The organism is Nocardioides luti (assembly GCF_014212315.1).
Classification (GTDB): domain Bacteria; phylum Actinomycetota; class Actinomycetes; order Propionibacteriales; family Nocardioidaceae; genus Nocardioides; species Nocardioides luti.
In genome coordinates, this window is record NZ_JACKXE010000001.1 from 1148390 (window position 1) to 1172541 (window position 24152).

The window sequence follows — 24152 nt, forward strand, 5'->3', positions numbered from 1 at the left end:
CCGACGTGAGCGAGCAGACGAACGAGACCGACCAGGCCGCCCTGCACACGGAGTCGCACGACCCCAAGGTGCCCGAGGCGTGGAGCGCCTTCATGCGCACCGGCTGGGGCGAGCGGGAGCTCGACCTGCCGACGCACCCGATCGCGGAGCACGCCGCGCGCCGGCGTACCTCCCTGGGGGCGGCGTTCCCCGGCGAGCGCCTGGTGCTGCCCGCGGGCACCTACAAGGTGCGGTCGAACGACACCGACTACCGCTTCCGCCCGGACACCGCCCACACCTACTTCTCCGGCAACCAGACGAGCGACGCCGTGCTGGTCGTCGAGGACGGCGAGTCGGTCCTCTACGCCCGGCCCCGCTCCTCGCGGGAGACCGACGAGTTCTTCCGCGACCGGCAGTACGGCGAGCTGTGGGCCGGCCGCCGCCCGTCGCTGAACGAGATGTCGAGCTCGCTCGGCCTCGAGGTGCGCCACATCGACGACCTCGCCGGCGCGCTGTCCGGCACCGGCAAGACCCGGGTGCACCGCGGCCTGTCCGCGACCGTCGACGGGCTGGTCGCCGGGGACGCCGGCCGCGACGCCGAGCTGGCCCGGGTGGTCTCCGAGATGCGCCTGGTCAAGGACGCCTGGGAGATCGGCGAGCTCCAGGAGGCGTGCGACATCACCGCGCTCGGCTTCGAGGACAGCGTCCGCGAGTGGGACGACGTGCTGAAGTACGGCGAGCGCTGGATCGAGGGCACCTTCTTCCGCCGCGCCCGCGCGATGGGCAACGACATCGGCTACGACTCGATCGTCGGCGGTGGCCGCCACGCGACGACGCTGCACTGGATCGAGAACTCCGGCCCGATCACCCCCGGAGAGCTGGTCCTGCTGGACATGGGCGTCGAGGGGCACAACCTCTACACCGCCGACGTCACCCGGACCATCCCGGTCGACGGCACCTTCACGCCGCTGCAGCGCGAGCTCTACGACCTCGTGTACGCCGCCCAGGAGGCCGGCAACGAGGCCGTGCGCCCCGGGGCGCCGTTCATCGCGGCCCACCAGGCCGCCATGACGGTGCTCGCCCACGGCCTCGGCGACCTCGGCCTGCTGCCCGTCTCCGTCGAGGAGGCGCTGGACCCGGAGAGCAAGGTCTACTCGCGCTGGACCCTGCACGGCACCAGCCACATGCTCGGCATGGACGTGCACGACTGCGGCGAGGCCTCCCCCGAGGCCTACAACCAGGGCACCCTCGCCGAGGGCATGGTGCTGACCGTCGAGCCCGGCCTGTACTTCCAGGAGGACGACCTCCTCGTCCCCGAGGAGCTGCGCGGCATCGGCATCCGGATCGAGGACGACATCCTCGTCACCGCCGACGGCCACCGGAACCTCTCCGCCTCCCTGCCCCGCACGTCCGCCGACGTCGAGGCGTGGATGGACGCCACGCGTCGCTGAGCACCGTGCCCCGGGTCGGGCACGCCGGCTTGCCGTTTGTGTGGTTGATCAGTGTCACCTGGTGACACCGATCAACCGCAGAAGCGCCGCTGCGGTTGATCAGTGTCACCTGGTGACACCGATCAACCGCAGAAGCGCCGCTGTCCGCCGGGCGGCCGCCGGATGTGCCGTTGTGTGGTGGATCCGGTCCACCTGGTGAACCGGATCCACCACACAAGCCGCACGCACGGGCCGACACGTGCCCGCCTGGACGCGACCCATGCGTCACAATGGTCCCCGCCCAGCCTCCGTAGCTCAGCTGGATAGAGCAGCGGCCTTCTAATCCGCCGGTCGCAGGTTCGAGTCCTGCCGGGGGCGCCACGACACCACCCAGGGGATGCCCGTGCCCGACCTCAGCCCGGCCTGGCGCACCGCGCTCCGGGACGCCGGCCACGAGCCGGGCGAGGTCCTCGGGTCCGGGATGGAGGGGACGGTCGTCGCGCTAGGCGGCGACCGGGTCGCCAAGGTGTGGCAGCGACGGTCGGCCGGCGAGCTGGCGCGGCTGCGCACGTTCTACGACGCGGTCGGGTCGACGCGGCTGCCGTTCGCGACGCCCGCGATCGAGGACGTGGTCGTGCTGGGCGACGCCTGCGCCAGCATCGAGCCGCGGCTCGCCGGGACGCCGCTCTGGCAGCCCGGCCCCGGGGCGAGCCGACCCACCGACGACCAGCTCGCGGCGGTCGTCGACGTGCTGGCGGCGCTGGCCGCGACGGCCGGTGCCGCGACCCCGGGGTTGGGCGCGCTGCCCGTGCTCGAGGGCGAGGAGGCGTTCGACGCCGGCATCCCCTTCGAGCACAACCTCGCCGCCCTGGTCGTACGCCGCGTGGCGGCCTCGCAGGGCCCGCTCGCGCGGGCGCTGCCCGACGTGGAGGGGCTGGCTGCCCGGGGGGTCGAGACGCTCCGCACGCTCACCCCGAGCAGCCCGGCGCTAGTCCACGGCGACCTGATCCCCGCGAACGTCCTGGTCGACGACCGGGCGCGGCCGACGGCGCTGCTCGACTTCGGCTTCCTGTCGACGCTCGGCGACCCGGCCTTCGACGCGGCGGTGGCGGCGAGTGTCTTCGACATGTACGGCCCGGACGCCCGCGCGACCGAGGCGCGGCTCGACGCCGCGGTCGCGGCCCGCCTCGGTCACCCGCCGGAGCGGCTGGGCGTGCACCGGGCGGCGTACGCCCTCGTGACCGCGACCTGCTTCAGCGCGTCCGGCAGCGACGGCCACTTCGCGTGGTGCGTGCGGATGCTGCAGCGCGACGACGTCCTCGACGCGGTCGCGGGCTGACGGGACGCCGGGGCTCAGTCGCGCAGCGCGGCCGTGTCGACGATCCGGGTGCGGTCCGGCTCGAAGCCGTGGTGCATCCCCCACACCACGGCCTGGGCGCGGCGGGTGACCCCGATCTTGCGGTAGGCCGTGCGGATGTAGGTCTTCACCGAGTTGATGGAGAGGTAGCTGCGCTCCGCGATCTCCTGGTTGCTCAGCCCCTGGGTGATCAGCGCGAGCACCTCGCCCTCGCGGTTGGTGAGCCCGGCCTCCTTGCCGGGCCAGTCACCGACGACGCCGCGGTCGACGGTGCCGGTCGAGGCCGGCACCACGACGGAGCCGGCGCGCACCGCCTCGAGCGCGTCCACGACCTCTTGGCCGCTCAGGCCCTTGGAGAGGTAGCCCGCGGCGCCCTTGCGGATCGCCCGCGCCACCAGCTCCTCCTGGAGGTTCCAGCTGAAGATCACGACCTGCGCGTCGGAGCCGCGCACCAGGTCCTCGAGGTCGACGCCGTCGCCCTGCACCTGCCCGAACGTGTCGTAGAGGATCACGTCCACGTCGGTCATCACCGGCAGGCCGGCGTCGAGCTCCACCACCGCGATCCGCTCGTGGTGCGGCGCGAGCATGGCAGCGACGCCGGCGACCACGATCTCGTAGTCGTTGACGATCGCGATGCGCAGCTGGTGCCGCGGGGCGGAGGGCATGGACCCACCCTATTTCACCCAGCGGGAGGAGGTGGCACATGCGGCGAACTCGTACGGTCGGCCGTGCCCGGTCAGCGGGCACCTCGGCTGCCGAAGGAATCGCGTGTCCCACGACCCCGTCTCCTCCTCGTGGCGCGCCGACCCGCGCTGGCGCGGCGCGCCGCGGCTCGACCTGGCCGACGCCGCCGACGGCTGCACCCGCCTCGTGGTCGTCGCCGCCCACCCGGCCGACGCGGCGGTCGGCGCCGGCGGGCTGATCGCCCGCGCCCACGAGCAGGGGATGGCGGTGTACGTCGTCCAGCTGACCGCCGGCCCGCCCGACCAGCACCGGCTCGGCGCGGCGAGGGCGGCGCTCGCCGAGCTGGTCCCGGACGCCCCGCTGGTCTTCCTCGGCGCCGAGGACGGCCGGGTGGAGGCCGTGGAGGGCACGGTCACCACCGCGCTCGTCGAGACCATCGGCGACGGCCGCGGCACCCTGCTGCTCGCGCCCTGGCCCGGCGACGGGCACCCCGACCACGAGGCGGCCGGCCGTGCGGCGACGGTCGCCGCCCGGCGTACCGGCGCCCGGCTGCTGCACTACCCGGTCCACCTCTGGAGGACCCGCAGCCCGGAGGACGCCCCGTGGCCGCAGCTGCGCGGGCTGGAGCTGGCCCCCGACGAGCTCGACCGCAAGCGCCGGGCGGTGGCCGCGCACGACGCCCGGGTCCACCCGCTGCCCGACGAGCCCCTCGAGCACCTGCTCGCGGCCGTCCCCGCGGTGGACGACGAGCTCGACGTGCTGCACCGCGAGCGCGAGGACCCGTGGGGGGTCGAGGAGCGGTGGTACGAGCACCGCAAGCGCGACCTGACACTGGCCGTCCTCCCCCGCCGTCGCTTCCGCCGGGCGCTCGAGGTCGGCTGCTCGCGCGGTGCCCTCGCCGAGGCGCTCGCGACCCGCGCCAGCGCGACCGTGGCCGTCGACCGCAGCCCGATGGCGGTGCACCTGGCCCAGCAGCGGCTGGGCGGCGACCCGTCCGTCACGGTGGCGGAGTACGACGTCCCGACGGCGTGGCCGGCCGGGGAGTTCGACCTCGTGGTGCTCTCCGAGGTCGGCTACTTCCTCAGCCCGGCCGACCTCGACCTGCTCATCGAGCGGATCGCCGGCGCCCTGACCGACGACGGCGTCGTCCTCCTGTGCCACTGGCGGCACCCGATCCACGGCTGGGTCCTGGACGGGCCCGACGTGCACGAGCGGTTCCGCGCCAGCACCCTGCCCGCGGAGGCCGCGCGCTACCGGGACCGCGACGTCGAGATCGTCGTGCTCTGCCACGACCGCAACTGGCCCGACCCGGCGCACTGAGCGCCGGACGCGACACGCCTCACAAATGCTCGGCCGCGCGGCCGGCCCGCGCCACACTGGCGGTGGCCCCGCAGGGTATGAGCTTGCGGGGCCTGTGCATGCCCCCAGGACCAGGGGCCCGGCCCGGGCCGTCGGGGGTCAGCCGGCGACGTACGCGTCGATCTCCGCGAGGATCCGCGTCTTGTCCGCGTCGTCGGCGTACGACGCCCGCACGGCCGTCCGCGCCAGGTCGGCGACGCCGGACTCGTCGAGGTCGAGCAGGTCGGCGGCGACGGCGTACTCACGGTTCAGCGTGGTGCCGAACATCGGCGGGTCGTCGGAGTTGACCGTGACCGTGACGCCCGCGTCGACGAAGGCCCGGATCGGGTGCTCCGCGAGCGTCGCGACGGCGCGGGTGGCGATGTTGGACGACGGGCAGACCTCGAGCGGGATCCGGTGCTCGGCGAGGTAGGACAGCAGCAGCGGGTCCTGGGCCGCCGACGTGCCGTGCCCGATCCGCTCGGCCCCCAGCAGCCGGAGCGCGTCCCAGATGGTGTCCGGACCCGTGGTCTCGCCGGCGTGCGGCAGGCTGCGCAGCCCGGCGGCGCGAGCGGCGTCGAAGTGCGGCTGGAACTGCGGGCGGGGCACCCCGATCTCGGGGCCACCGAGGCCGAAGCCGATCAGGCCGTCGGTGCGGTGCTCGAGGGCGTAATCCAGGGTCTTGTCAGCGGCCGGCAGACCGGACTCCCCGGGGATGTCGTAGATCCAGCGCAGCACCAGGCCGAAGTCGCGCTCGGCGGCGAGGCGCGCGTCCTCGATCGCCTCGGAGTAGGCCTCGATCGGCATCCCCTTGCCCTCCTCGTGCGGGCGCACGGAGGTGTACGGCGTGCACGTCAGCTCGGCGTACCGCAGCGACTGCGAGGTCGCCATCTCCCGGGCCACCTCGTAGGTCAGGTAGCGGATGTCCTCCGGCGTACGCACCAGGTCGACGACGGCGAGGTAGACCTCGACGAAGTGGGCGAAGTCGCGGAACTCGAAGAACCTCGCCAGCGCGGCCGGGTCGCTGGGCACGGTGCCGGGGTGTCGCTCGGCCAGCTCGCTCACGATCCGCGGCGACGCGGACCCGACGTGGTGGACGTGGAGCTCGGCCTTGGGCAGGCCGGCGATGAAGGCGTCGGTCGGGGTGCTCATCCGACGGATCATGTCAGCGGCCGGCCGGGAAGTCCCAACCGGCGACGCCCCTCACTTCAGCTGCGCCAGCAGGTTCGTCGCGAGGTCGTCGATCGTCGTGCCGTCGGTGAAGCGCTTGCCGTCGAGGAGGACGGTCGGCGTGCCGGTCACACCGGCCGCGTCGGCCGCCTTGGTGGCCTTCTCGACCCAGGCCTTCTGGCTGTCGTCCTCGATGCCCGGGCGGACGTCGCTCTCGGTGGCCCCGGCCGCGACGGCCTTCTCGACGAGCCAGTCGGCGTCCGGGTAGGGGCCGGACTCGTCGGGCTGGTCGGCGTACAGCTCGTCGTGGAACTTCTTGGCGACCTCCGGGCCGGAGGCGTCGAGGACCACCTTGAAGGCCGACGCCGCCGCCACCGAGTAGTCGGTGCGGAGCAGGTCGAAGGGGCGGTACTCGACGTACACCTTGCCGGCGTCGGCCAGCGACGCCAGCTCCTCGTGCGTGGCCTTCTCCAGCTCGCCGCAGTAGGGGCAGAGGAAGTCCTCGTAGACCACGACCGTCCGCGGCGCCGTGCGGTCGCCGACCGTCACGCCGTAGTCGCCCGAGCCCGCCGCCGGCGCGGAGACGTCGTTGCTGGTGTCGCGCGCGCGGTTGACCAGGAAGCCGGCCGTCACGATGAGGACCATCGCGAGCACCACCCCGCCGATCATCAGCACCGAGCGGCGGCGCTCGGCGCGTTGCTGGTCCCGGAGGGCGAGGGCGGCGCGCTCGGCGCGGGCGTCCCGGCTGGCTTTGCTGGACATGGTCACGATCCTTCGGGAGCAGGGGTACGGCGGAACAGCAGGTCGTCGACCGCCCAGCGGGTGCGGGGCAGCGCGACGAGGAGGGCGGAGAGCAGCAGCAGCCCGACGTCGCGGGCGATCTCCCAGGGGTACCTCGAGGCGGCGTCCGGGTCGAAGCCGCCTCCACCGAAGCAGCCGCAGTCGATCGTGATGCCGCGCGCCCACACCGAGGCGATGCCGACGATGAACGCCACGAGGAGGACGGCGGAGACGACGGCCGCCCCGCGCGTCAGGATCCCCGCGACGAGGGCCAGCCCGACCACGATCTCCACCGCGGGCAGCAGCTGGCCCACGGTCGGGACGACCGAGGACGGCAGCAGCTGGTAGGCGCGGACCGCCTGGACGCTGATCGCCGGGTCGGGCAGCTTGACCAGCCCGGCCCCGATCCAGACACCACCGGTCACCAGGCGCGCGAGGAGACCCAGCCACTGCTTCACGCGTCCGACCCTAGACACGCCGGCTGAGGGAGCCCTGAGAGCGGCGGCCCGCACGAGGGGCGGCCGCGGCCGGTGGGCAGTAGGGTGACCTCTCGTGAATGAGCGACTTGTCTGGATCGACTGCGAGATGACCGGGCTCGACCTCGGCGCCGACGCCCTGATCGAGGTCGCGGCCCTGGTCACCGACTTCGACCTGAACGTCCTCGGCGACGGCATCGACATCATCATCAAGCCCGCCCCCGAGGCCTTGGACCAGATGAACGACTTCGTCCGCGACATGCACGAGAAGTCCGGCCTGCTCGAGGAGCTCGACGCGGGGCTGACGATGGGCGAGGCCGAGGAGCAGGTGCTGGCCTACATCAAGGAGCACTGTCCCGACGGCAGCCGCCCGCCGCTCGCCGGCAACACCGTCGCCACCGACCGCTCGTTCCTCGCCCGGGACATGCCGGCGCTGGAGGGCTTCCTGCACTACCGGATCGTGGACGTCTCCTCGATCAAGGAGCTCTCGCGCCGCTGGTTCCCGCGGGCCTACTTCCAGGCGCCCGCCAAGCGCGGCAACCACCGCGCCCTGGCCGACATCCAGGAGAGCATCGAGGAGCTGCGCTACTACCGCGAGGCCGTCTTCGTCGACTCCCCCGGCCCCGACAGCGCCACCGCGCGCGGCATCGCCGAGAAGCACGGCGGGGCCCTGACCGGCCTCACCGGCGAGGAAGCCGCCCCGGCCGAGGCCGATGCGGGAACTGCCGGGGAGAACTAGTACACTCCTCTCCGGTCCGGCCGATGAGCCGGACGCGATGGTGGGTATAGCTCAGCTGGTAGAGCGCCGCCTTGTGGTGGCGGATGTCGCGGGTTCAAGTCCCGTTACTCACCCCAGTTTCATCAGGCCCCTGACCTGCAGCGATGCGGTCAGGGGCCTGATGCGTCCCGGGCTCAGGCCAGCAGGCCGTCGACGACCAGCAGGACGCCGAACAGCGCGAACAGCGCCGCGGCGCCGTACTTGATCACGCGCTCGGGCAGCTTCTTGCCGAGCACGGCGCCCACGACGATCGCGAGGGCGTCGGCGGCGACCATGCCGACGGTGCTGCCGATCCAGGTGCCGAGCCAGCCCTCCTGGGTGGCCAGCGTGATCGTCGCGAGCATGGTCTTGTCGCCGAGCTCGGCGAGGAAGAAGGCGATGCCGACCGCGAGGATCGCCGCGCCCTGGCTGCGCCGGGCCTTGTCGGCCTCCTCCTCGCTCAGCTCGTCGCCGCGCAGGGTCCAGGCGGCGAAGGCCAGGAACGCGACGCCGGCGACGACCTGGATCACGTCCTGGCTGTCCGCGAAGGCGTCGCCGACGTAGTAGCCGATGCCGACGGAGGCCAGGTGGACCAGGGCCGTCGCGGCGGTGATGCCGATCAGCACGTCGCGCACGCGGTAGCGCGCGGCGAACGTCATCGCCATCAGCTGGGACTTGTCGCCGAGCTCGGCCACGAAGATGACCGCGGTGCTCAACAGGAAGGCGTACATGGGATTTCCTCTCCGGCCCGGCCGGAGAGCGTCCACACCAACCTGGACGCGCCTTCGACCAGGCACGTCCTCATCAGGGGTGGTGTGCTGGTCGAAAGTCTCGTCCGCCACCCGAAGGTGGCCGGTCGCGCCGGGCCCGAGGGCCAGCATGTCGACACGACTGTTGGGGACTACTCCCTTTCGCCGCCCATGCTACCGGGCCACCGAGCGAGGGCCGGCCCCCCTCACTCCGCCGTGAGACGGTCCCAGTCCGTCACGATCGGCGCCAGCTCCCCGGCCGCCCAGGCGGCGTGCTGGTCGAGGTGGTGGGGGTCGCGGGGGTCGCCGGCCGCGCCCATCGGCACCACCCAGCCACCGGCCTGCCGGTCGTCGAGGTCCCAGACGTAGCGGGCCACCGACCCGCGGTAGCACGCGTCGGTCACGCCCGGCAGCGAGCCCGCGCAGCGCACGCAGTCCAGGTCGCCGTCCAGCGCCGTGGCCGGCACCGCGGGCGCGACGAGGTCGTCGGCTGCGAGGTCGAAGCCGTGCAGCGGCGCGAAGACGTGGGTCTCGCCCCAGGTCGCGGCGTGCCCGACGGCGTCGTCGAGGGCGGCGGCGGCCAGGCCGGCCAGGTCCAGTCCGTACGGCGTCCCGCGGGCCACCAGGGTCTCGAGCCCGAGACCGATCCGACCGGTCAGGTCCAGCGAGGGCGCGAAGGCCGGGTCGTGGCCGTGCGGCTGAGCGAACCCGGCGAAGACCGGCGCGGCGGCGATCCGGCGGACGAACGCGTTGCGCCACGCGGCGTACGCAGCGGCCGCGGCCGAGGACGCCTCCATCCGGCCGTCGAACCCGACCACGAGCGCCTGCACCGCGGCGGCCGGGCCGGACACGGCGAGCCCCGCGACCAGCCGCTGCTGGGCCGCGGCCGGCAGGTGGAGGGTGTCGCGGTGGAAGGCCGCGAAGTCCGCGGGGACCAGGTCGTCGCGCCCGTCGAGCAGCGCGTGCAGCCGGTCGGCCCGGTGCGGCGGCGCGAAGGCGACGCCGATCGGCTCGCTCTCCGGACCACGGCGCTCGTTGGCCGTCACCACGGCGTCGTCGTCCGCCACGTCGTGGCGCGGGACGTCGGTGAGCCACCCGGTCCAGGCGCCCCCGGGGTCGGCGGCGTCGACGATGCCGTGCCGGTTCGCCTCGGCCCGGACCGGCACGCGTCCGGCGATCCGGTAGCGCACCGCCCCGGCCCGGTCCGCGACCACGACGTTGTTGACCGGCTCGACCCAGTGGTCGAGGGCGGCATCGACGTCGGCGACCGACCGGGCCCGCAGCAGCGGCAGCAGGGCGGCGAGGCCCAGGTCGCCCAGCACGTCGCTGGCCGCGCGCAGGCTCAGCCCGGTGCCGGCCGCGACCGAGCCCTCGAAAAGCGGTCCCCGGGCCGTCACGACCACCTCGACGGACGCGGCCTCGGCACGCCCGCGCACCGGGACCGACTCGGTCCACGCCTCGGCCGGCTCCCAGCCGTCGGGGCCCAGCGCCTCGGTGCGCTCCCCCACGCGGCGCAGCCGCTCGGCGTAGACGTCCTGGTAGTCGGCGGACGCGTTCGTGATCGCCCACGCCACCTCGCCGGCGTGCGCGAAGTGCTGCACCCCGGGCACGCCCGGGAAGGCGAAGCCGACCACGTCGAACGGGTCGTCCGGGTCCTCGCAGGCCAGCCGCACCTGCTGGTAGACGCCGGGCGACTCGAGCACCCGGTGCGGGTCCCCCGCGACCAGCGGCCGCCCGGACGCCGTGCGCGCGCCGCCCACCACCCACGCGTTGCTGCCCGGGGTGAGCGGCCCCTCGTGCGACAGCAGCGCGGCGTCGTCGCCGAGCAGCGCCCGGGCCCGGTGCTCCCACAGCTTGCCGGCCAGCCCCGCGAAGAGCAGGTGCTGCGCGAGGAACACCGCCAGCGGGGTCCACGGCTCCCACGGGGCCGGCGCGATGCCGAGCCGCACCAGCTCCGGGGCGTCGGCGTGCAGCCCGTCGTTGACGCCCCCGACGTACGCCGCCACGAAGGCCCGGCTCTCGTCGTCGAGCGCCTCGTGCGCACGCCGCGCGGTGGCCTCGATCCGGGTCCTGCGGGCCAGCCGGTCCCAGGCGAGTGCGGGCTCGCCGAGCACCTCGGCGCAGGAGCCGGCGGCCCGGCGGCGCAGGTGCTCCAGCTGCCAGGCCCGGTCCCGCGCCGTCACCTCGCCCTGACCGTGCGCGACGTCGAGCACGGAGGTGCCCCGCACGTGCGGGACGCCCTGCGGATCGCGGTAGATGCGGGCCACGCCTGCTCCTTCGGTCGGGTCAGGCGACGCTAGCCCACGCGTCAGCCGGGGACGTGCCCGAAGCGGCCCTTCTGGAAGTCGTCGTACGCCGTCAGCACCTCGGCCCGGCTGTTCATCACGAACGGGCCGGCCCAGGCGAGCGGCTCGCGGATCGGGCGGCCGCCGACGACGATGACGTCGAGCTTCGGCGAGCGGCTCTCCTGGCTGCCGTCCGCGGTGATCGTGAGGTAGTCGCCCGCGCCGAGGACGGCCGACTGCCCGGTGTGCACCGGTCGGGCCTCCGTGCCGACGGTCCCGTGACCGTTCAGGACGTAGACGAGCGCGTTGAAGTCGACGTCCCAGGGCAGCTCGAGGCGGGCGCCGGGCTCGATCGTCGCGTGCACGAGCGACATGGGGGTGTGCGTCGAGCCGGGGCCGGCGTGCCCGTCGACGGACCCGGCGATCACCCGCACCAGCGACCCGGCGTCCGGCGAGGTGAGCAGGGCGACCTCGCCGGAGCGGAGGTCCTGGTACCTCGGCGCGGTCATCTTCTCCGCACGCGGGAGGTTCACCCAGAGCTGGATGCCGTGGAAGAGGCCGCCCGCCTGCACGAGCCACTCGGGCGGCGCCTCGATGTGCAGCAGGCCGGACCCGGCCGTCATCCACTGGGTGTCGCCGTTGGTGATGGTGCCGCCGCCCCCGTGGCTGTCCTGGTGGTCGAAGGTGCCGTCGATGATGTAGGTGACGGTCTCGAAGCCGCGGTGCGGGTGCCAGGGCGTGCCCTTGGGCTCGCCGGGGGCGTACTCGACCTCGCCCATCTGGTCCATCATCACGAACGGGTCGAGCTGCGCGAGGTCGATGCCGGCGAACGCCCGGCGGACCGGGAAGCCCTCCCCCTCGTAGCCCTGCGGGGCGGTGGTCACCTGGCGCACGGGTCGGGGCTGGTCGCCCAACCCGGGGGTGCGCACACGGTCCAGCACGGTCAGGTCGTCCACGGTGATCGCGGGCATCTCGCCCACCTCCTCGCTCGTGCCGACGGGTCGCGGCACCGGTTCCAACAGTAGTTGAACGTTGGATGTTCCGGGCCGGGTCAGACCACGGCCGGCAGCCAGACGTGGAAGGTCGTGCCCTCGTCGAGCACCGACTCCACCCGGACCGAGCCCCCGTGCTTCTCGACGACGGCCTTGGCGATGGACAGGCCCAGGCCGCTGCCCGGGATCGCCCGCTGCTGGGCGACCGAGGACCGGAAGAACCGGCTGAAGAGCTGCTCCTGCTCGCTGGCCGGGATGCCGATGCCGGTGTCGCTCACCGCGATCTCGGCACCGTCGTCGACCCGCTCCATCCGGATCCCGACCCGGCCGCCGTCGGGGGTGAACTTCACGGCGTTGCCGATCAGGTTCACCATCACCCGCTCGACCATGTCGCGGTCCCCGAAGAACGGGATCGGCTCCTCGGGGAGCTCGAGGGTGACCGCCAGGTCCCGGGCGACCCAGGCCGGGGCCACCACGTCGTGGCCCTTGCGGACCACCTGGCGCAGGTCGAAGGCCCGGTCGGTGACGGTCAGCCCCTCGTCCTGGACGCGCGAGAGCGTCAGCAGGTCGTCGATCAGCGCCAGCAGCCGGTCGCTGTTGTCCGAGACGCGGCGTACGGCGTCGGCCTGGTCGGCGTTCAGGTCGCCGAAGGCGCCGTCCGAGAGCATCTCGAGGTAGCCCACGATGCTGGTGATCGGCGTGCGCAGCTCGTGGCTCACGCTCGAGACGAACGAGTCCTTGACCTGGTCGACCTCGCGCAGCCGCTCGACGGCGCGTCGCTCGGTCTCGAGCGCCTCGACGAGCGCCTCCTGGGCCTGGACCCGCTCGGTGACGTCCTCGGAGGTGCTGACGTGCCCGGTCACGCGGCCGCGCTCGTCGGTCATCCGGGTCAGCGTCATCGAGTGCGTGCGCTCCTCGCCCGACTTGGTCAGGAACTTCATGTCGCGGCCGGCCGACTCCGGCGCGGCCATCGCGAGGGCCACCGCGATGAAGTCGTCGGCCACGCCCAGCTCGCGGGCCTTCTCGCGGATCCCCGCGGGGCTGTGCAGCATCGTGGTGAAGCGGCCCAGCACCTCGTCGTGGGTGTAGCCCAGCAGCTGCTCGGCGCCCGGGTTCCACAGCGTGATGCGGCCGACCTCGTCGGTGCCGATGATCGCGACGCCGGTCGCGCTGTTGACGATGTTCTGGACCTTGTCGCGCTCGGCCGCGGCCTGGCGGGCGTTCTCGAGCTGCCGGGCCACCGTGAGCATCAGCGGGATCGCGATCATCGCGCAGTCGATGGCGTACGTCGCCAGGATCACGCCCCGGGCGTCGACCGGCATGCCGTACTGCTCGGGGACGTGCGCGAGCGGGCCCAGGCCGGCGGTGGTGAAGAAGACCGCGATCCCCAGGACCGCCAGCATCTGCAGCAGCGCCTCCCACTGGGTGTTGCGCAGGGCGCCCCACCCCAGCAGCGGGATGACGACGAAGACGACCGAGGGGAAGTCGTTGGGCCAGAACACCAGCGGGGTGACGACCAGGATCAGCGTCCACTGCGCGATCCGCTCCCCGAGCGGGGCGACCGCAGGGTGCGGGAGGAGCTTGGCGAAGAAGGGCAGCAGCGTCAGCTCGGAGGCGAGGTGCGCGGAGCCCAGGGCGAGGGCGACCAGCCACGGGTTCCCCCACCCGGTCAGCGCACTCGTCACCAGCCCCGCAGTGGCGGCCACCAGGGCCCCGAGCGAGGTGGCGCCGAAGAACCAGCGCATGTCGCCGTCGTCCTGCAGGCTCGGCTGCTGGGTCCCGTTGCGGGTGAGCAGGCGCCAGATCAGCCAGACCTCGCCGACGGTGCCGAGCGAGTAGCCGACCGCGACCTCCAGGGGCCGGCCGCCGGCCCAGATCGTCACCACCGCGACGGACAGCACCACCAGGAGCACGGGGAGCAGCCAGCGCCGTCCGGCCAGGATGGCGGCGCCCGTGGCGACCCCGACCGGCCAGATGCCCGTCACCTTGCCGTCGTCGGGCGCGCCGAACACCGCGAAGAAGCCGGTCACGACCATGACCAGCCCCAGCGCGGCGAGCAGGACGAGCCGCTGCCTCGACATCACCCTGCCCTCCCGAGCCGACGGTTTCCGGTCCTCGAATCCAACCACCCGCGGCGGCCCTCGGGAGGCAGCGTCGCGACATTCGCCCGGTGTCGTAGGTTGGCCCGGTGACCTCCGCGAAGAAGAAGTACGACGTCGTCGTCGTGGGCGGTGGCCACAACGGCCTCGTGTCTGCCGCGTACCTCGCCCGCGCGGGCCTGTCGGTCCTCGTCCTCGAGCGCCTCGACCACACCGGCGGCGCCGCCGTGTCGGCGCAGGCCTTCCGCGGTCATCCGGCGCGGCTGTCGCGCTACTCCTACCTCGTCTCGCTGATGCCGACGCAGCTGGTCGACGACCTGGGCCTCGACATCGCGCTGGCCTCGCGCACCACCGCGTCGTACACCCCCACCCTGCGCGACGGGAAGCCCGGCGGGCTGCTCGTCGAGCGCCCCGAGGGCGAGGCCACCCGTCGCTCGTTCGCCGAGCTCACCGGCGGCGAGGCGGAGTACGACGCCTGGCGCGAGTTCTACGCCGACATCGCCGACCTGGCCCACGTGGTGGCCCCGACGCTGCTCTCGCCGCTGCCGACCGAGCGCTCGATCCGCGAGCAGGTCGACCCCGGCATCTGGCGCGACTTCGTGACCGCCCCGCTGGGCGCAGCGATCGAGTCCCGCTTCACCGACGACACCGTGCGCGGCGTGGTCGCCACCGACGGCCTGATCGGCACCTTCGCGTCGATGCACGACCCGTCGCTGATCCAGAACCGCTGCTTCCTCTACCACCTGATCGGCAACGGCACCGGCGAGTGGCGGGTGCCGATCGGCGGCATGGGCGCGGTCACCGACGCCCTCGCCCGCGCGGCCCGAGCCGCCGGGGCGGAGATCCTCACCGGGGCCGGCGTGAGCGCGATCCGCACGGCCGGCGCGGCTGGCGGGGCGGGTGCCGGCACCGGCGCCGAGATCGAGTGGCACGACGGCGCCACCCGGCACACCGTCGAGGCGACGTACGTCCTGGCGAACGTCGCCCCCTGGGTGCTGCGCATCCTGCTCGGCGAGCCGGAGGACCCGGCCGGCAAGCCCGAGGGCTCCCAGCTCAAGATCAACTTCCTGCTCGACCGCCTGCCACGCCTGCGCTCGGGCGTCGACCCGGCCGTCGCGTTCTCGGGCACCCTGCACCTGGGCGAGGACTACACCCAGCTCGAGACGGCCTACCACGACGCCGCCGCCGGGCTGGTGCCGTCGGTGATGCCCGGCGAGGTCTACTGCCACTCCCTCACCGACCCCTCGATCCTCGGGAACTCCCCGGCCGGCACGCACACGCTGACCTACTTCGGCCTGCACACGCCCGCGTCGCTCTTCGCCACCGACCCGGCCGGCGCCAAGGAGCTCGCCGTCGCCCGCGCGCTGGCGTCGCTCAACGAGCACCTGGTCGAGCCGATCGAGTCCTGCGTGGCCCGCGACGCCGACGGCAAGCCGTGCCTGGAGGCGAAGATCCCGCAGGACGTCGAGGCCGACCTCGCGATGCCCGGCGGCCACATCTTCCACGGCGACCTCGACTGGCCCTGGGCCTCGAACCGCGCCCGCCTCGACTCCGCCGCCCAGCAGTGGGGCGTGCAGACCGACGACCCGAGCGTGCTGCTGTGCGGCTCCGGCTCGCGTCGCGGCGGCGCGGTCTCCGGCCTCGGCGGCCACAACGCGGCGCAGGCCGTGCTGGCCTCGCTCTGAGCGACCCCTCGATTTTTCCCGACAGCCCCTCGCTGGTATCGTTCACGTCGCTTCACCACGCGCGGCATTAGCTCAATTGGCAGAGCAGCTGACTCTTAATCAGCGGGTTCGGGGTTCGAGTCCCTGATGCCGTACCACCCAGCGAGCCGGTCCTCCTCGGAGGACCGGCTCGCTGCATTTACTCCGCGCCACCGAGCCGGTCACTGCGTGTGAAGCCCGCGGCCGCGACAGTCACTCATCTCCACCAAAACCACATCGGTGCCACAACCGTCGTTTACCGTCTGGTGATGGCGTCCAGAATGAAGTCTCTCCGCAAGCCAATCGTGATCGAGTTCGCGGAACCGGTCAGCGACGACCTCTACCTCGGTCTCGCGGCGGCGATCATGACCGTCGTCGACCTGGCGGGCACTCCCGGTTCGTTGCATGCGTCGATGACAATCGATCCCGACCTCGACGACGAGTACGACCTTGTTGACCCATTCGGCCAGGCACGTTCGCGACGGGGAAGATCGGTCAAGCGCGAGTCCTGACCCTTGAAGCAGCTATGGCGGGGGCGGGCTCGGCACCGATGCGCCCGCCGTCGAGATGCTAGGAAACAGTCTGGTCCTCGCTGCTTAGACCTCATTCTCGGAGGCAAATCGCCTATTCGATCGCCTCAAGAATTCCGATCTCGCATTGTGTGGTTGATTGCTGCCACCAGGTGACCGCAATCAACCACACAGTGACCGAGGCTGGCACCCGCCGGTCCCAGCGGGCCCCGGGCACCGCCCCGCGAGGCTGGCCCGGTCCTCAGCATCTGGCATCGTGCGGGATGTCGAGGACGCGCGTCGTGCTCCGACGTACCCACAGACCCGGCGACCGGCCGGGTGCGACACGAAGGAGAGCACCGTGAAGTACGTCGTCCTCATCCACTCCCACCCCGAGCCGTGGGGGCACCCCACGATCGACTACACGCCCGAGGGCCGGGCCGCCCAGCGCGAGCAGGCTGAGCAGGGCGACGGGTCCGGGGGTGACTTCGACGCGTTCCTCGCCGAGATCTCGGCGTCCGGCGAGCTCGTGACGGCCGAGGCGCTCGCCGACCCCCGGTCGTCGACGGTCTACCGCTGGGGTCCCGACGGGCACGTCGCGACCGACGGCCCGTTCGCGGAGGCCAAGGAGCAGCTCGCGGGCTTCTTCCTGCTCGAGTGCGCGACCCGCGAGCGGGCCGAGGAGCTCGCCCGGCACTTCGCCGGACCGGGCGACACGATCGAGCTGCGCCCCGCGATGTGGCCGGGCGCCGACGACCAGTGACCCCGCCGGCGGCCGCGGGCACCGACGACGCCGACGTGTGGCGCGCCTGTGCGCCGCACGTCGTGGCGGCGCTCGTGCGGCGGTACGCCGACTTCGACGCGGCCGAGGACGCGACCCAGGAGGCGCTGCTCGCCGCGTCGCGCCAGTGGCCGGTGCAGGGCCGGCCCGACGACCCGCGTGCCTGGCTCATCCGGGTCGCCTCGCGGCGGCTGGTCGACCACTGGCGGTCCGAGGGCGCCCGGGCCGACCGGGAGGAGCGGGTCGCACGGCGCGAGGTCCGGCACCCGGCCCCGGACGCGGACGAGGCGCTGCGGGGCGACCGCGACGACTCCCTGACGCTCCTGCTGCTCTGCTGCCACCCGGCGCTGAGCCGCAGCTCGCAGGTGGCGCTCACGCTCCGGGCCGTCGGTGGGCTCACCACCGGGCAGGTCGCGCGGGCGTTCCTCGTGCCGGAGAGCACGATGGGCCAGCGGATCAGCCGGGCCAAGGCCACGCTCGCGGGCGTCGGCGCGCCGTTCGCCACCCCACCCCGGCACGAGCTGCCGGCGCGGGTGGCGGCGGTCGCGCAGGTGCTCTACCTCGTCTTCACCGAGGGCCACACGGCGACGACGGGCACGGGGCTGAGCGACACCACGCTGGCCGACGAGGCGATCCGGCTCACCCGGCAGCTGCACGCGCACCTGCCCCGCGAGAGCGAGGTGACCGGGCTGCTGGCCCTGATGCTGCTGACCGACGCCCGGCGCGCGGCCCGCACGGACCGCGACGGCGGGCTGGTGACGCTGGCCGAGCAGGACCGGTCCCGGTGGGACCGGGCGCTCGTCGACGAGGGCGTGCGCCTGGTCGAGGCCGCCCTGCCGGTCGGCCCGGTCGGCCCCTACCAGCTCCAGGCCGCGATCGCAGCCCTGCACGACGAGGCGGCCACCGCCGCGGAGACCGACTGGGCGCAGATCGAGGTGCTCTACGGGATGCTCGCGGAGGTCGCGCCCGGACCGGTCGTCACGCTCAACCGGGCGGTCGCCGTCGCCGAGGTCCACGGCGCGCCCGCGGGGCTCGCACTGCTGGAGCCGCTGCTCGCGGCCCGTCGTCTGCGCCACCACCACCGCCTGCACGCCGTGCACGCCCACCTGCTCGAGCGGGAGGGCCGCCGGGAGGACGCTCGTACGGCGTACGCCGAGGCGGCCCGGCTCGCCACGAGCATCCCCGAGCAGCGCTACCTCAACGCGCGGGCGGCGTCCGTCTGAGGGCGGCCTCGTCCGGCGCGTCGTCCCAGAGCTCGTGGGTCTGCAGACCCCAGAAGACCGCGAAGAGACCGATGAGCAGCACCTCGACGACCAGGACCGCGTGGTCGACGCCGAGGAGCAGCAGCACCCCGAAGACGACGAGGCTGAGCACCATGGCGAGCGCGACGGCGCCGTACCGCGTCCTGGCGGCCCGCATCGACGACGAGCCCGCCCGGCGGGTGGCGTTGAACCACACGACCCGCACGATGCAGGCGAACATCACGATCGCCGCGGCGTAGTGCGCCCCCGCGAGGAAGGCGCCGCGCGCGAGCAGGAAGACCCCGGCCCCCGCCGCGAGCAGCAGCGTCGCCAGGCCGAGGCCCAGGACCCGGGTCCGCCGCTGGCGCCCCTCCCCCGGGTCGCGCGCGAGCAGCACGCCGGTGACCAGCAGCGCCGTCGCGCCGACCACGAGCAGCGCGACGACGTTGTTCTCGACGGCGGCGACCCGCTGCGCCTGCGACACGTCGACGGACGCGCAGCCCCCGGGGTCCGGCACCGGCACCACGGCCACGACCGGGGCCGCCATCCCGGCGATGTTGAGCAGGATGTCCTCCTCGTCGGTCTGCCCCTTGAGGGCGACGAGGCACACCCCGATCGCGACGAGCGTGCCGACCAGCGCGGCCTGGGCGGGCGTGTAGTAGTAGGCGCTGATCGAGGTCTGCAGGCAGGCGCCGTGCACGTGCGCGACCTCGGTCAGCACCGAGGCCGCGAGGAAGAGCACCAGCAGCACCATCGCCAGCCGGAGGTACCGGTAGGTCTTCAGCACGTCGTCCCGAGACATCGCCATGCCTCCAGCGTGCTCCACGCGCGGACCGGGTGGCTGGTGCCGCGCCACGGCACGACCTAGGTTCGGGGCATGGAGATCGAGCAGGCCCTCGCGGCCGCACGCGCACGCCACGAGTCGGTGCTCACGACGGTGAAGAAGGACGGCAGGCCGCAGCTGTCCAACGTGCTGCACGCCGTTGACGACGCCGGCGTGCTCCGCATCTCGACCACGGCGGACCGCGCGAAGTACGCCAACCTCGCGCGGACGCCCTGGGCCGCGCTGCACGTGAACGGCCCGGACTTCTGGTCCTACGCGGTGCTCGAGGCCGACGTCACGCTGTCGGCCGTGGCGGCGGACCCGGAGGACGCGGCCGTCGAGGAGCTCGTGGAGCTCTACCGCGCCCTCCAGGGCGAGCACGCCGACTGGGACGAGTACCGCGCCGCCATGGTGGCCGACCGGCGCGTCGTCGTACGCCTCACCCCGACGCACGCGTACGGCGCGCTGCGCTGACCCCGACCGCTCAGGCGACGTCGCTGAGCGCTGCGAACTCCTCGTCGGTCAGCTCGATGGCCGCCGCGGCGGTGTTCGACTCGAGGTGGTCGACGCTCTTCGTGCCCGGGATCGGCAGCATCACCGGCGAGCGGCGCAGCAGCCAGGCGAGCGCCAGCTGCGACGGTGTCGCGTCGTGCTCCTTCGCCGCGGCCGCGAGCGGACCGTCCTCCTTGGACAGCTCGCCGGTCGCGAGCGGGAACCACGGGATGAACCCGATGCCGTGCTGCTCGCAGTGGTCGAGCAGCGGCTCGGCGTCGCGGTTGGTCAGGTTGAAGAGGTTCTGCACGGTCGCGATCGTCGCGACCTCCTGGGCCGCCTGGAGCTGGTCCACGTCGACCTCGGACAGACCGATGTGGCGGATCTTGCCCTCGTCCTGCAGCTTCTTCAGCTCGCCGACCTGGTCCTCCAGCGGGACGTCGGGGTCGATGCGGTGCAGCTGGAAGAGGTCGATCGTGTCGAGGCCGAGGCGGCGCAGGCTGAGCTCCGCCTGCTGGCGGAGGTACGCCGGGTTGCCGACCGGCGTCCAGATGCCGGGGCCCTGCCGGGTCAGGCCGGCCTTGGTCGCGATGACGACGTCGTCGGCGTACGGGTGCAGCGCCTCCTTGAGCAGCTCCTCGGCCACGACGGGCCCGTAGGAGTCGGCCGTGTCGAAGAACGTCACGCCGACCTCCACGGCCCGCCGCAGCACCCGGATCGCGCCGTCGCGGTCGTCCGGCTCGCCCCAGACGCCGTCGCCGGTGAGCTGCATGGTGCCGTAGCCGAGGCGGACGACGGGGAGGTCGCCGCCGATCGAGAACGAGCCGGACGGTGCTGCGAGGTTCTGGGTGTCGGTCATGACATCTCCTTCTCGGTGAGGTCGCCCGCCCAGAGGGTGTGGAAGGTGCCCTCCCGGTCGGTGCGGCGGTAGGTGTGCGCGCCGAAGTTGTCGCGCAGCGCCTGGATCAGGGCGGCGGGCAGGCGCTCGCGGCGCAGCCCGTCGAAGTAGGACAGCGACGAGGCGAACGCCGGGACCGGCACCCCGGCCCGGGCGGCCGTCGCGACGACGCGGCGCCAGGCGTCGACGCCGTCCTTGACCGCGTCGGCGAAGTACGGCGTCGTCAGCAGCGTCGTGAGGTCCGGCTCGTCGGCGTACGCCTCCTTGATGCGGTCGAGGAACTGCGCGCGGATGATGCAGCCGCCCCGCCAGATCGTGGCCATCGAGCCGAGGTCGATGGCCCAGCCGTTCTCCTCGGCGCCCGCGGCGATCTGGTCGAAGCCCTGCGCGTAGGCCACCACCTTGGAGGCGTAGAGCGCGGCGCGGACGTCGTCGACGAAGGCCTCGCGGTCGATCTCGACGGTGTCCGCCTCGGAGGTGGTCGAGAAGACCGCGCGCGCGGCCTCGCGCTGCTCGGTGTGGCCGGAGAGGCTCCGCGCGAAGGTGGCCTCGGCGATGCCGGTGATCGGCACGCCCAGGTCGAGGGCGCTCTGCACGGTCCAGCGGCCGGTGCCCTTCTGCTCGGCCGCGTCCTCGACGACGTCGACGAACGGCTGACCGGTCGCGGCATCGGTGTGGCTGAGCACGTCGGCGGTCATCTCGATGAGGAAGCTCTCGAGGTCACCCTCGTTCCACTCGCGGAACACGTCGGCGACGGCACCGGGCTCGAGGCCGCCCACGCTGCGGAGCAGGTCGAAGGACTCGGCGATCAGCTGCATGTCGGCGTACTCGATGCCGTTGTGGACCATCTTCACGAAGTGGCCGGCCGCGTCGGGGCCGACGTGGGTGCAGCACGGGGTCCCGTCGACCTCGGCGGCGATCGCCTCCATGATCGGGCCGAGCCGCTCGTAGGCGTGCTCGGAGCCGCCGACCATGATCGACGGGCCGTTGAGCGCGCCCTCCTCGCCGCCGGACACGCCCATCCCGACGAAGTGCAGGCCCTTCTCCTCCAGCGCCTGCTGGCGGCGCCGGGTGTCGGTGAAGTGCGCGTTGCCCGCGTCGACGACGATGTCGCCCTCGTCGAGCAGCGGGACCAGCTCGTCGATGACGGCGTCGGTCGGCTCGCCGGCCTTGACCATCACCAGGATCGCGCGCGGCTTCTCGATCGAGGCCACGAAGTCCTCGAGGCTCTCCGAGCCGACGAACGCCCCACCGTGCTCCTCGGCCTCGCCGCCGAACGCGTCGATGAGGTCGGTCATCCGCGACGTGGTGCGGTTGTGGACGGCGATCCGGTGGCCGTGCCGCGCGATGTTGCGGGCCAGGTTGCGGCCCATCACCGCGAGGCCGGTCAGTCCGATGGTGGCGAGCTCGTCGCTCATGCGGGGTCCCTCCAGAGGTCCGTTGCGGGGTGCTCGTGCGGCGTACCCAGGGACAACCAGCGGCATCCGCAGGCATTCCCCCGGCACCTCCGCTGAGCGTGAAATCCGTGTTTCCGGTCGATTTCGGCGTCCAACCTCTGGATTGCCTCAAGGTCTGTTGAAGGTTGGTTCAGGAACCGGTTCCGGGGCCATTCCGGCTGTCAGGCTTCGTCTTGTCCCACCGAACCGTCAGAAATCGGAGCCCACCGTGCTCAAGCGCATCGCCACCCTCGCCGCCCTCGTCGGCCTGCTCGTCGCCGCGCTGCTCGCGCCGACCGCAGCCTTCGCCGGCAGCGGCAGCCCCGCCGGCAACAACGGCACGGTGAAGATCGCCGAGGACGGCGACTTCGACACCCCGAGCAACGACCCGCACGTCGGCTGCACCTTCACCGTCGAGTGGTACGGCTTCGACAAGGGCAGCGACATCATCTCCACGGTCAGCTTCGAGATGCAGGCCCCCACCGCGGACGTGGCCCTGACGGTCACCGGCGACACCACCGTCTTCGTGGGTGGCGACGACAACTCCGGCGGCGGCAGCGCCGCCGGCCTGGACGGCCGCGAGCCGTACACCCTCGCCTTCAAGGGCGCGGCGCACCCGCAGCAGGGCTACCACATCAAGATGACCATCAACACGCCCGGCTCCAACGGTGCGGACAAGAAGTCCAAGGTCTTCTGGGTCACCGGCTGCGCCGAGACCGTCACCCCCGCCCCCAAGATGACGATGACCAAGACGGTCGCCGACTCCAACGACGCCGACACGCTCGCCTCGCAGGGTGAGGTCCTCACCTACTCCTTCTCGGTCACCAACACCGGCAACGTGCCGCTCACCAACGTGAAGATCACCGACGCGATGATCCCGGCCCTGGCCAACGGCGCCGTCTGCGCCGCCACGCTCGCCGTCGGCGCGACCACCACCTGCCCCGGCATGGCACCGGCCACCCACGTGGTCACCGCAGCCGAGGTGGCGGCCGGGAAGGTCCTCAACACGGCCACCACCACCGGCACTCCGCCGAGCGGCGCGAACGTCACCGCCCAGGCGACCGCCAAGATCACCAGCTACGCCCCGCCGGTCGTCACGCCGCCCGGCGACACCGTGACGCCGGCGCCGTCGATCTCCCTGACGAAGGCAGTCGCGGACTCCGACGACGCCGACTCGCTGGCCTCGCAGGACGAGACGCTGACCTACAGCTTCTCGGTGACCAACACCGGCAACGTCGCCCTCACCAACGTCACCCTGACCGACGCGATGATCCCGGCCCTCGCCAACGGCGCCCTCTGCGTCGCCGATCTGGCCGTCGGCGCCACGACCACCTGCCCCGCCCTGCCGGCCGCCACCCACCTCGTCAGCGCGGCCGACGCGGCGCACGGCACCGTGGACAACACCGCGACCGTCACCGGCACCTCGCCGGCCGGCACCCACGTCAGCGACCAGGACTCGGCCACCATCACCACGGTCGCCCCGGTCGTCACCCCGGACCCGACGCCGGCCCCGGCGCCCTTCACCTGGGACTGGACCTACGCCGACCCCAGCTGCAGCGCCCTCACGGTCGTCTACCCGTCGAACATCCCCGACGGCCAGGCCAACGACGTCAACGTCCGGATCCTGACCCACAAGGGCGAGGTCACCCTGAACTTCCACAACAACGAGGGGTTCTGGGGCGGCACCACGCTGTTCGACTTCCTCAGCCACCCGAAGTGGCCGGCCGGCGTGACGTCGTACTCCGTGGTCTGGACCCAGGTCGGCGGCACGAACTACCACTGGCAGGGCAACGTCAAGTGCCTGATCAAGGACGACGGCAACCCCGCCACGGCCGACGCCCCGGTCGGTGTCACCACCGTCAGCGGCTGGCGCAGCAGCACGGTCACGGTCCGCAAGGGCCAGACCGTGTCGGCCGACACCGTCAGCGTCTCGCAGGCCGGCGACCAGGACCTGGTCCTGCAGGTGCTCCGTGCCGGCAGCGCCCGCGGCGCCTCCACCTGGCAGGACGTCAAGACGGTCGCCACCGACGGTGACACCGCCAAGGTCACCTTCGGCCGCCAGCTCCGCAAGGGCACGTTCAAGTACCGCCTCGTCGTGGCCGGCTCGGACACCGTCACCGGTGCCGCGACCAAGAGCTTCACCGTCAAGGTGAAGTGACCGCACGACCCGAGC

The 24152-nt window shown here is 72.9% G+C and carries 21 protein-coding genes and 3 tRNA genes; 13 read left to right on the forward strand and 11 right to left on the reverse strand.

The window, feature by feature from the left end; all coding sequences use genetic code 11:
- Positions 1-5 precede the first annotated feature (5 nt).
- From H5V45_RS05445 to H5V45_RS05455, 3 genes are all read left to right on the forward strand, one after another.
- On the forward strand, positions 6-1430 hold the full coding sequence (locus H5V45_RS05445; protein WP_343061431.1) for an aminopeptidase P family protein: 1425 nt from the start codon (positions 6-8) through the stop codon (positions 1428-1430).
- 283 nt (positions 1431-1713) lie between these two features.
- Positions 1714-1790 (forward strand) — tRNA-Arg (locus H5V45_RS05450).
- 22 nt (positions 1791-1812) lie between these two features.
- On the forward strand, positions 1813-2748 hold the full coding sequence (locus tag H5V45_RS05455; RefSeq protein WP_185251998.1) for a phosphotransferase: 936 nt from the start codon (positions 1813-1815) through the stop codon (positions 2746-2748).
- A 14-nt stretch (positions 2749-2762) separates the two neighbouring features.
- Here H5V45_RS05455 and H5V45_RS05460 read toward each other — a convergent pair whose 3' ends face one another.
- Positions 2763-3431 carry a response regulator transcription factor gene (locus H5V45_RS05460; protein WP_185251999.1) on the reverse strand — a complete coding sequence of 223 codons (669 nt, stop codon included), beginning with the start codon at positions 3429-3431 and terminating at the stop codon, positions 2763-2765.
- Positions 3432-3534: 103 nt separating this feature from the next.
- Between H5V45_RS05460 and H5V45_RS05465 the strand changes: the two genes are divergently transcribed.
- A complete protein-coding gene (locus H5V45_RS05465) occupies positions 3535-4770 on the forward strand; it encodes a PIG-L family deacetylase (RefSeq protein ID WP_185252000.1) in 1236 nt (411 codons plus the stop codon).
- Positions 4771-4908: 138 nt separating this feature from the next.
- Here the strand turns inward: H5V45_RS05465 and H5V45_RS05470 are convergent, their stop codons facing one another.
- Genes H5V45_RS05470 through H5V45_RS05480 form a run of 3 tightly spaced genes read right to left on the reverse strand, consistent with a single transcriptional unit; the run spans position 4909 to position 7196 of the window.
- Positions 4909-5940, reverse strand: a complete 1032-nt coding sequence (locus H5V45_RS05470) for an adenosine deaminase (RefSeq protein ID WP_185252001.1) — start codon at positions 5938-5940, stop codon at positions 4909-4911.
- 51 nt (positions 5941-5991) lie between these two features.
- Positions 5992-6720, reverse strand: coding sequence for a DsbA family protein (locus H5V45_RS05475; protein ID WP_185252002.1), 729 nt, complete (start codon positions 6718-6720; stop codon positions 5992-5994).
- Between the two features lie 2 nt (positions 6721-6722).
- Positions 6723-7196, reverse strand: coding sequence for a DoxX family protein (locus tag H5V45_RS05480; protein WP_343061432.1), 474 nt, complete (start codon positions 7194-7196; stop codon positions 6723-6725).
- A 94-nt stretch (positions 7197-7290) separates the two neighbouring features.
- On the opposite strand from H5V45_RS05480, the gene orn reads away from it, so the two are divergent.
- Together orn and H5V45_RS05490 are read left to right on the forward strand one after the other, a co-directional pair.
- Positions 7291-7953 (forward strand): oligoribonuclease, encoded by a 663-nt coding sequence (gene orn / locus H5V45_RS05485; RefSeq protein WP_185252004.1) that lies wholly within the window; start codon positions 7291-7293, stop codon positions 7951-7953.
- A 40-nt stretch (positions 7954-7993) separates the two neighbouring features.
- Positions 7994-8069 (forward strand) — tRNA-His (locus tag H5V45_RS05490).
- Between the two features lie 57 nt (positions 8070-8126).
- On the opposite strand, the gene H5V45_RS05495 is transcribed toward H5V45_RS05490, so the two are convergent.
- The 4 genes from H5V45_RS05495 to H5V45_RS05510 form a co-directional block, all read right to left on the reverse strand.
- Positions 8127-8702 (reverse strand): TMEM165/GDT1 family protein, encoded by a 576-nt coding sequence (locus tag H5V45_RS05495; protein WP_185252005.1) that lies wholly within the window; start codon positions 8700-8702, stop codon positions 8127-8129.
- A 224-nt stretch (positions 8703-8926) separates the two neighbouring features.
- Positions 8927-10987, reverse strand: coding sequence for a penicillin acylase family protein (locus tag H5V45_RS05500; protein WP_185252006.1), 2061 nt, complete (start codon positions 10985-10987; stop codon positions 8927-8929).
- A 41-nt stretch (positions 10988-11028) separates the two neighbouring features.
- Positions 11029-12015 carry a pirin family protein gene (locus tag H5V45_RS05505; RefSeq protein ID WP_343061433.1) on the reverse strand — a complete coding sequence of 329 codons (987 nt, stop codon included), beginning with the start codon at positions 12013-12015 and terminating at the stop codon, positions 11029-11031.
- Positions 12016-12056: 41 nt separating this feature from the next.
- On the reverse strand, positions 12057-14078 hold the full coding sequence (locus H5V45_RS05510; protein WP_185252007.1) for an ATP-binding protein: 2022 nt from the start codon (positions 14076-14078) through the stop codon (positions 12057-12059).
- Between the two features lie 107 nt (positions 14079-14185).
- Here H5V45_RS05510 and H5V45_RS05515 point away from each other — a divergent pair, with 107 nt between their 5' ends.
- The 5 genes from H5V45_RS05515 to H5V45_RS05535 all read left to right on the forward strand — a co-directional run bounded on the left by H5V45_RS05515 (position 14186) and on the right by H5V45_RS05535 (position 18312).
- Entirely contained in the window at positions 14186-15781 is a 1596-nt protein-coding gene (locus H5V45_RS05515) for an FAD-dependent oxidoreductase (protein WP_185252008.1), read from the forward strand.
- Between the two features lie 61 nt (positions 15782-15842).
- Positions 15843-15918, forward strand: a tRNA-Lys gene (locus H5V45_RS05520).
- Positions 15919-16068: 150 nt separating this feature from the next.
- Positions 16069-16311, forward strand: coding sequence for a hypothetical protein (locus tag H5V45_RS05525; RefSeq protein ID WP_185252009.1), 243 nt, complete (start codon positions 16069-16071; stop codon positions 16309-16311).
- Between the two features lie 358 nt (positions 16312-16669).
- Positions 16670-17071 (forward strand): YciI family protein, encoded by a 402-nt coding sequence (locus tag H5V45_RS05530; RefSeq protein WP_185252010.1) that lies wholly within the window; start codon positions 16670-16672, stop codon positions 17069-17071.
- On the forward strand, positions 17068-18312 hold the full coding sequence (locus H5V45_RS05535; RefSeq protein WP_185252011.1) for a DUF6596 domain-containing protein: 1245 nt from the start codon (positions 17068-17070) through the stop codon (positions 18310-18312). The genes H5V45_RS05530 and H5V45_RS05535 overlap by 4 nt, the downstream gene beginning before the upstream one ends.
- Here the strand turns inward: H5V45_RS05535 and H5V45_RS05540 are convergent.
- Positions 18287-19138: a hypothetical protein gene (locus H5V45_RS05540; protein WP_185252012.1), complete on the reverse strand. Its 852-nt coding sequence runs from the start codon at positions 19136-19138 to the stop codon at positions 18287-18289. The two genes, H5V45_RS05535 and H5V45_RS05540, sit on opposite strands and share 26 nt — an antisense overlap.
- A gap of 69 nt (positions 19139-19207) precedes the next feature.
- On the opposite strand from H5V45_RS05540, the gene H5V45_RS05545 reads away from it, so the two are divergent.
- Positions 19208-19627, forward strand: coding sequence for a PPOX class F420-dependent oxidoreductase (locus H5V45_RS05545; RefSeq protein ID WP_185252013.1), 420 nt, complete (start codon positions 19208-19210; stop codon positions 19625-19627).
- Positions 19628-19637: 10 nt separating this feature from the next.
- On the opposite strand, the gene H5V45_RS05550 is transcribed toward H5V45_RS05545, so the two are convergent.
- Both H5V45_RS05550 and gndA read right to left on the reverse strand, forming a co-directional pair.
- Entirely contained in the window at positions 19638-20504 is an 867-nt protein-coding gene (locus H5V45_RS05550; protein WP_185252014.1) for an aldo/keto reductase, read from the reverse strand.
- On the reverse strand, positions 20501-21961 hold the full coding sequence (gene gndA / locus H5V45_RS05555) for an NADP-dependent phosphogluconate dehydrogenase (protein WP_185252015.1): 1461 nt from the start codon (positions 21959-21961) through the stop codon (positions 20501-20503). Before gndA ends, H5V45_RS05550 begins: the two co-directional genes overlap by 4 nt.
- A 247-nt stretch (positions 21962-22208) precedes the next feature.
- Here gndA and H5V45_RS05560 point away from each other — a divergent pair, with 247 nt between their 5' ends.
- Positions 22209-24137 carry a DUF7507 domain-containing protein gene (locus H5V45_RS05560; RefSeq protein WP_185252016.1) on the forward strand — a complete coding sequence of 643 codons (1929 nt, stop codon included), beginning with the start codon at positions 22209-22211 and terminating at the stop codon, positions 24135-24137.
- Positions 24138-24152: the final 15 nt, after the last annotated feature.

Excerpts from the sequence above, each read along its gene's own strand:
- H5V45_RS05460 (WP_185251999.1), bottom strand. The coding sequence starts at position 3,431 with ATGCCCTCCGCCCCGCGGCACCAGCTGCGCATCGCGATCGTCAACGAC.
- H5V45_RS05470 (WP_185252001.1), bottom strand. The coding sequence starts at position 5,940 with ATGAGCACCCCGACCGACGCCTTCATCGCCGGCCTGCCCAAGGCCGAG.
- H5V45_RS05475 (WP_185252002.1), bottom strand. The coding sequence starts at position 6,720 with ATGTCCAGCAAAGCCAGCCGGGACGCCCGCGCCGAGCGCGCCGCCCTC.
- H5V45_RS05495 (WP_185252005.1), bottom strand. The coding sequence starts at position 8,702 with ATGTACGCCTTCCTGTTGAGCACCGCGGTCATCTTCGTGGCCGAGCTC.
- H5V45_RS05510 (WP_185252007.1), bottom strand. The coding sequence starts at position 14,078 with ATGTCGAGGCAGCGGCTCGTCCTGCTCGCCGCGCTGGGGCTGGTCATG.
- H5V45_RS05525 (WP_185252009.1), top strand. The coding sequence starts at position 16,069 with ATGGCGTCCAGAATGAAGTCTCTCCGCAAGCCAATCGTGATCGAGTTC.
- H5V45_RS05540 (WP_185252012.1), bottom strand. The coding sequence starts at position 19,138 with ATGGCGATGTCTCGGGACGACGTGCTGAAGACCTACCGGTACCTCCGG.
- H5V45_RS05545 (WP_185252013.1), top strand. The coding sequence starts at position 19,208 with ATGGAGATCGAGCAGGCCCTCGCGGCCGCACGCGCACGCCACGAGTCG.
- H5V45_RS05550 (WP_185252014.1), bottom strand. The coding sequence starts at position 20,504 with ATGACCGACACCCAGAACCTCGCAGCACCGTCCGGCTCGTTCTCGATC.
- gndA (WP_185252015.1), bottom strand. The coding sequence starts at position 21,961 with ATGAGCGACGAGCTCGCCACCATCGGACTGACCGGCCTCGCGGTGATG.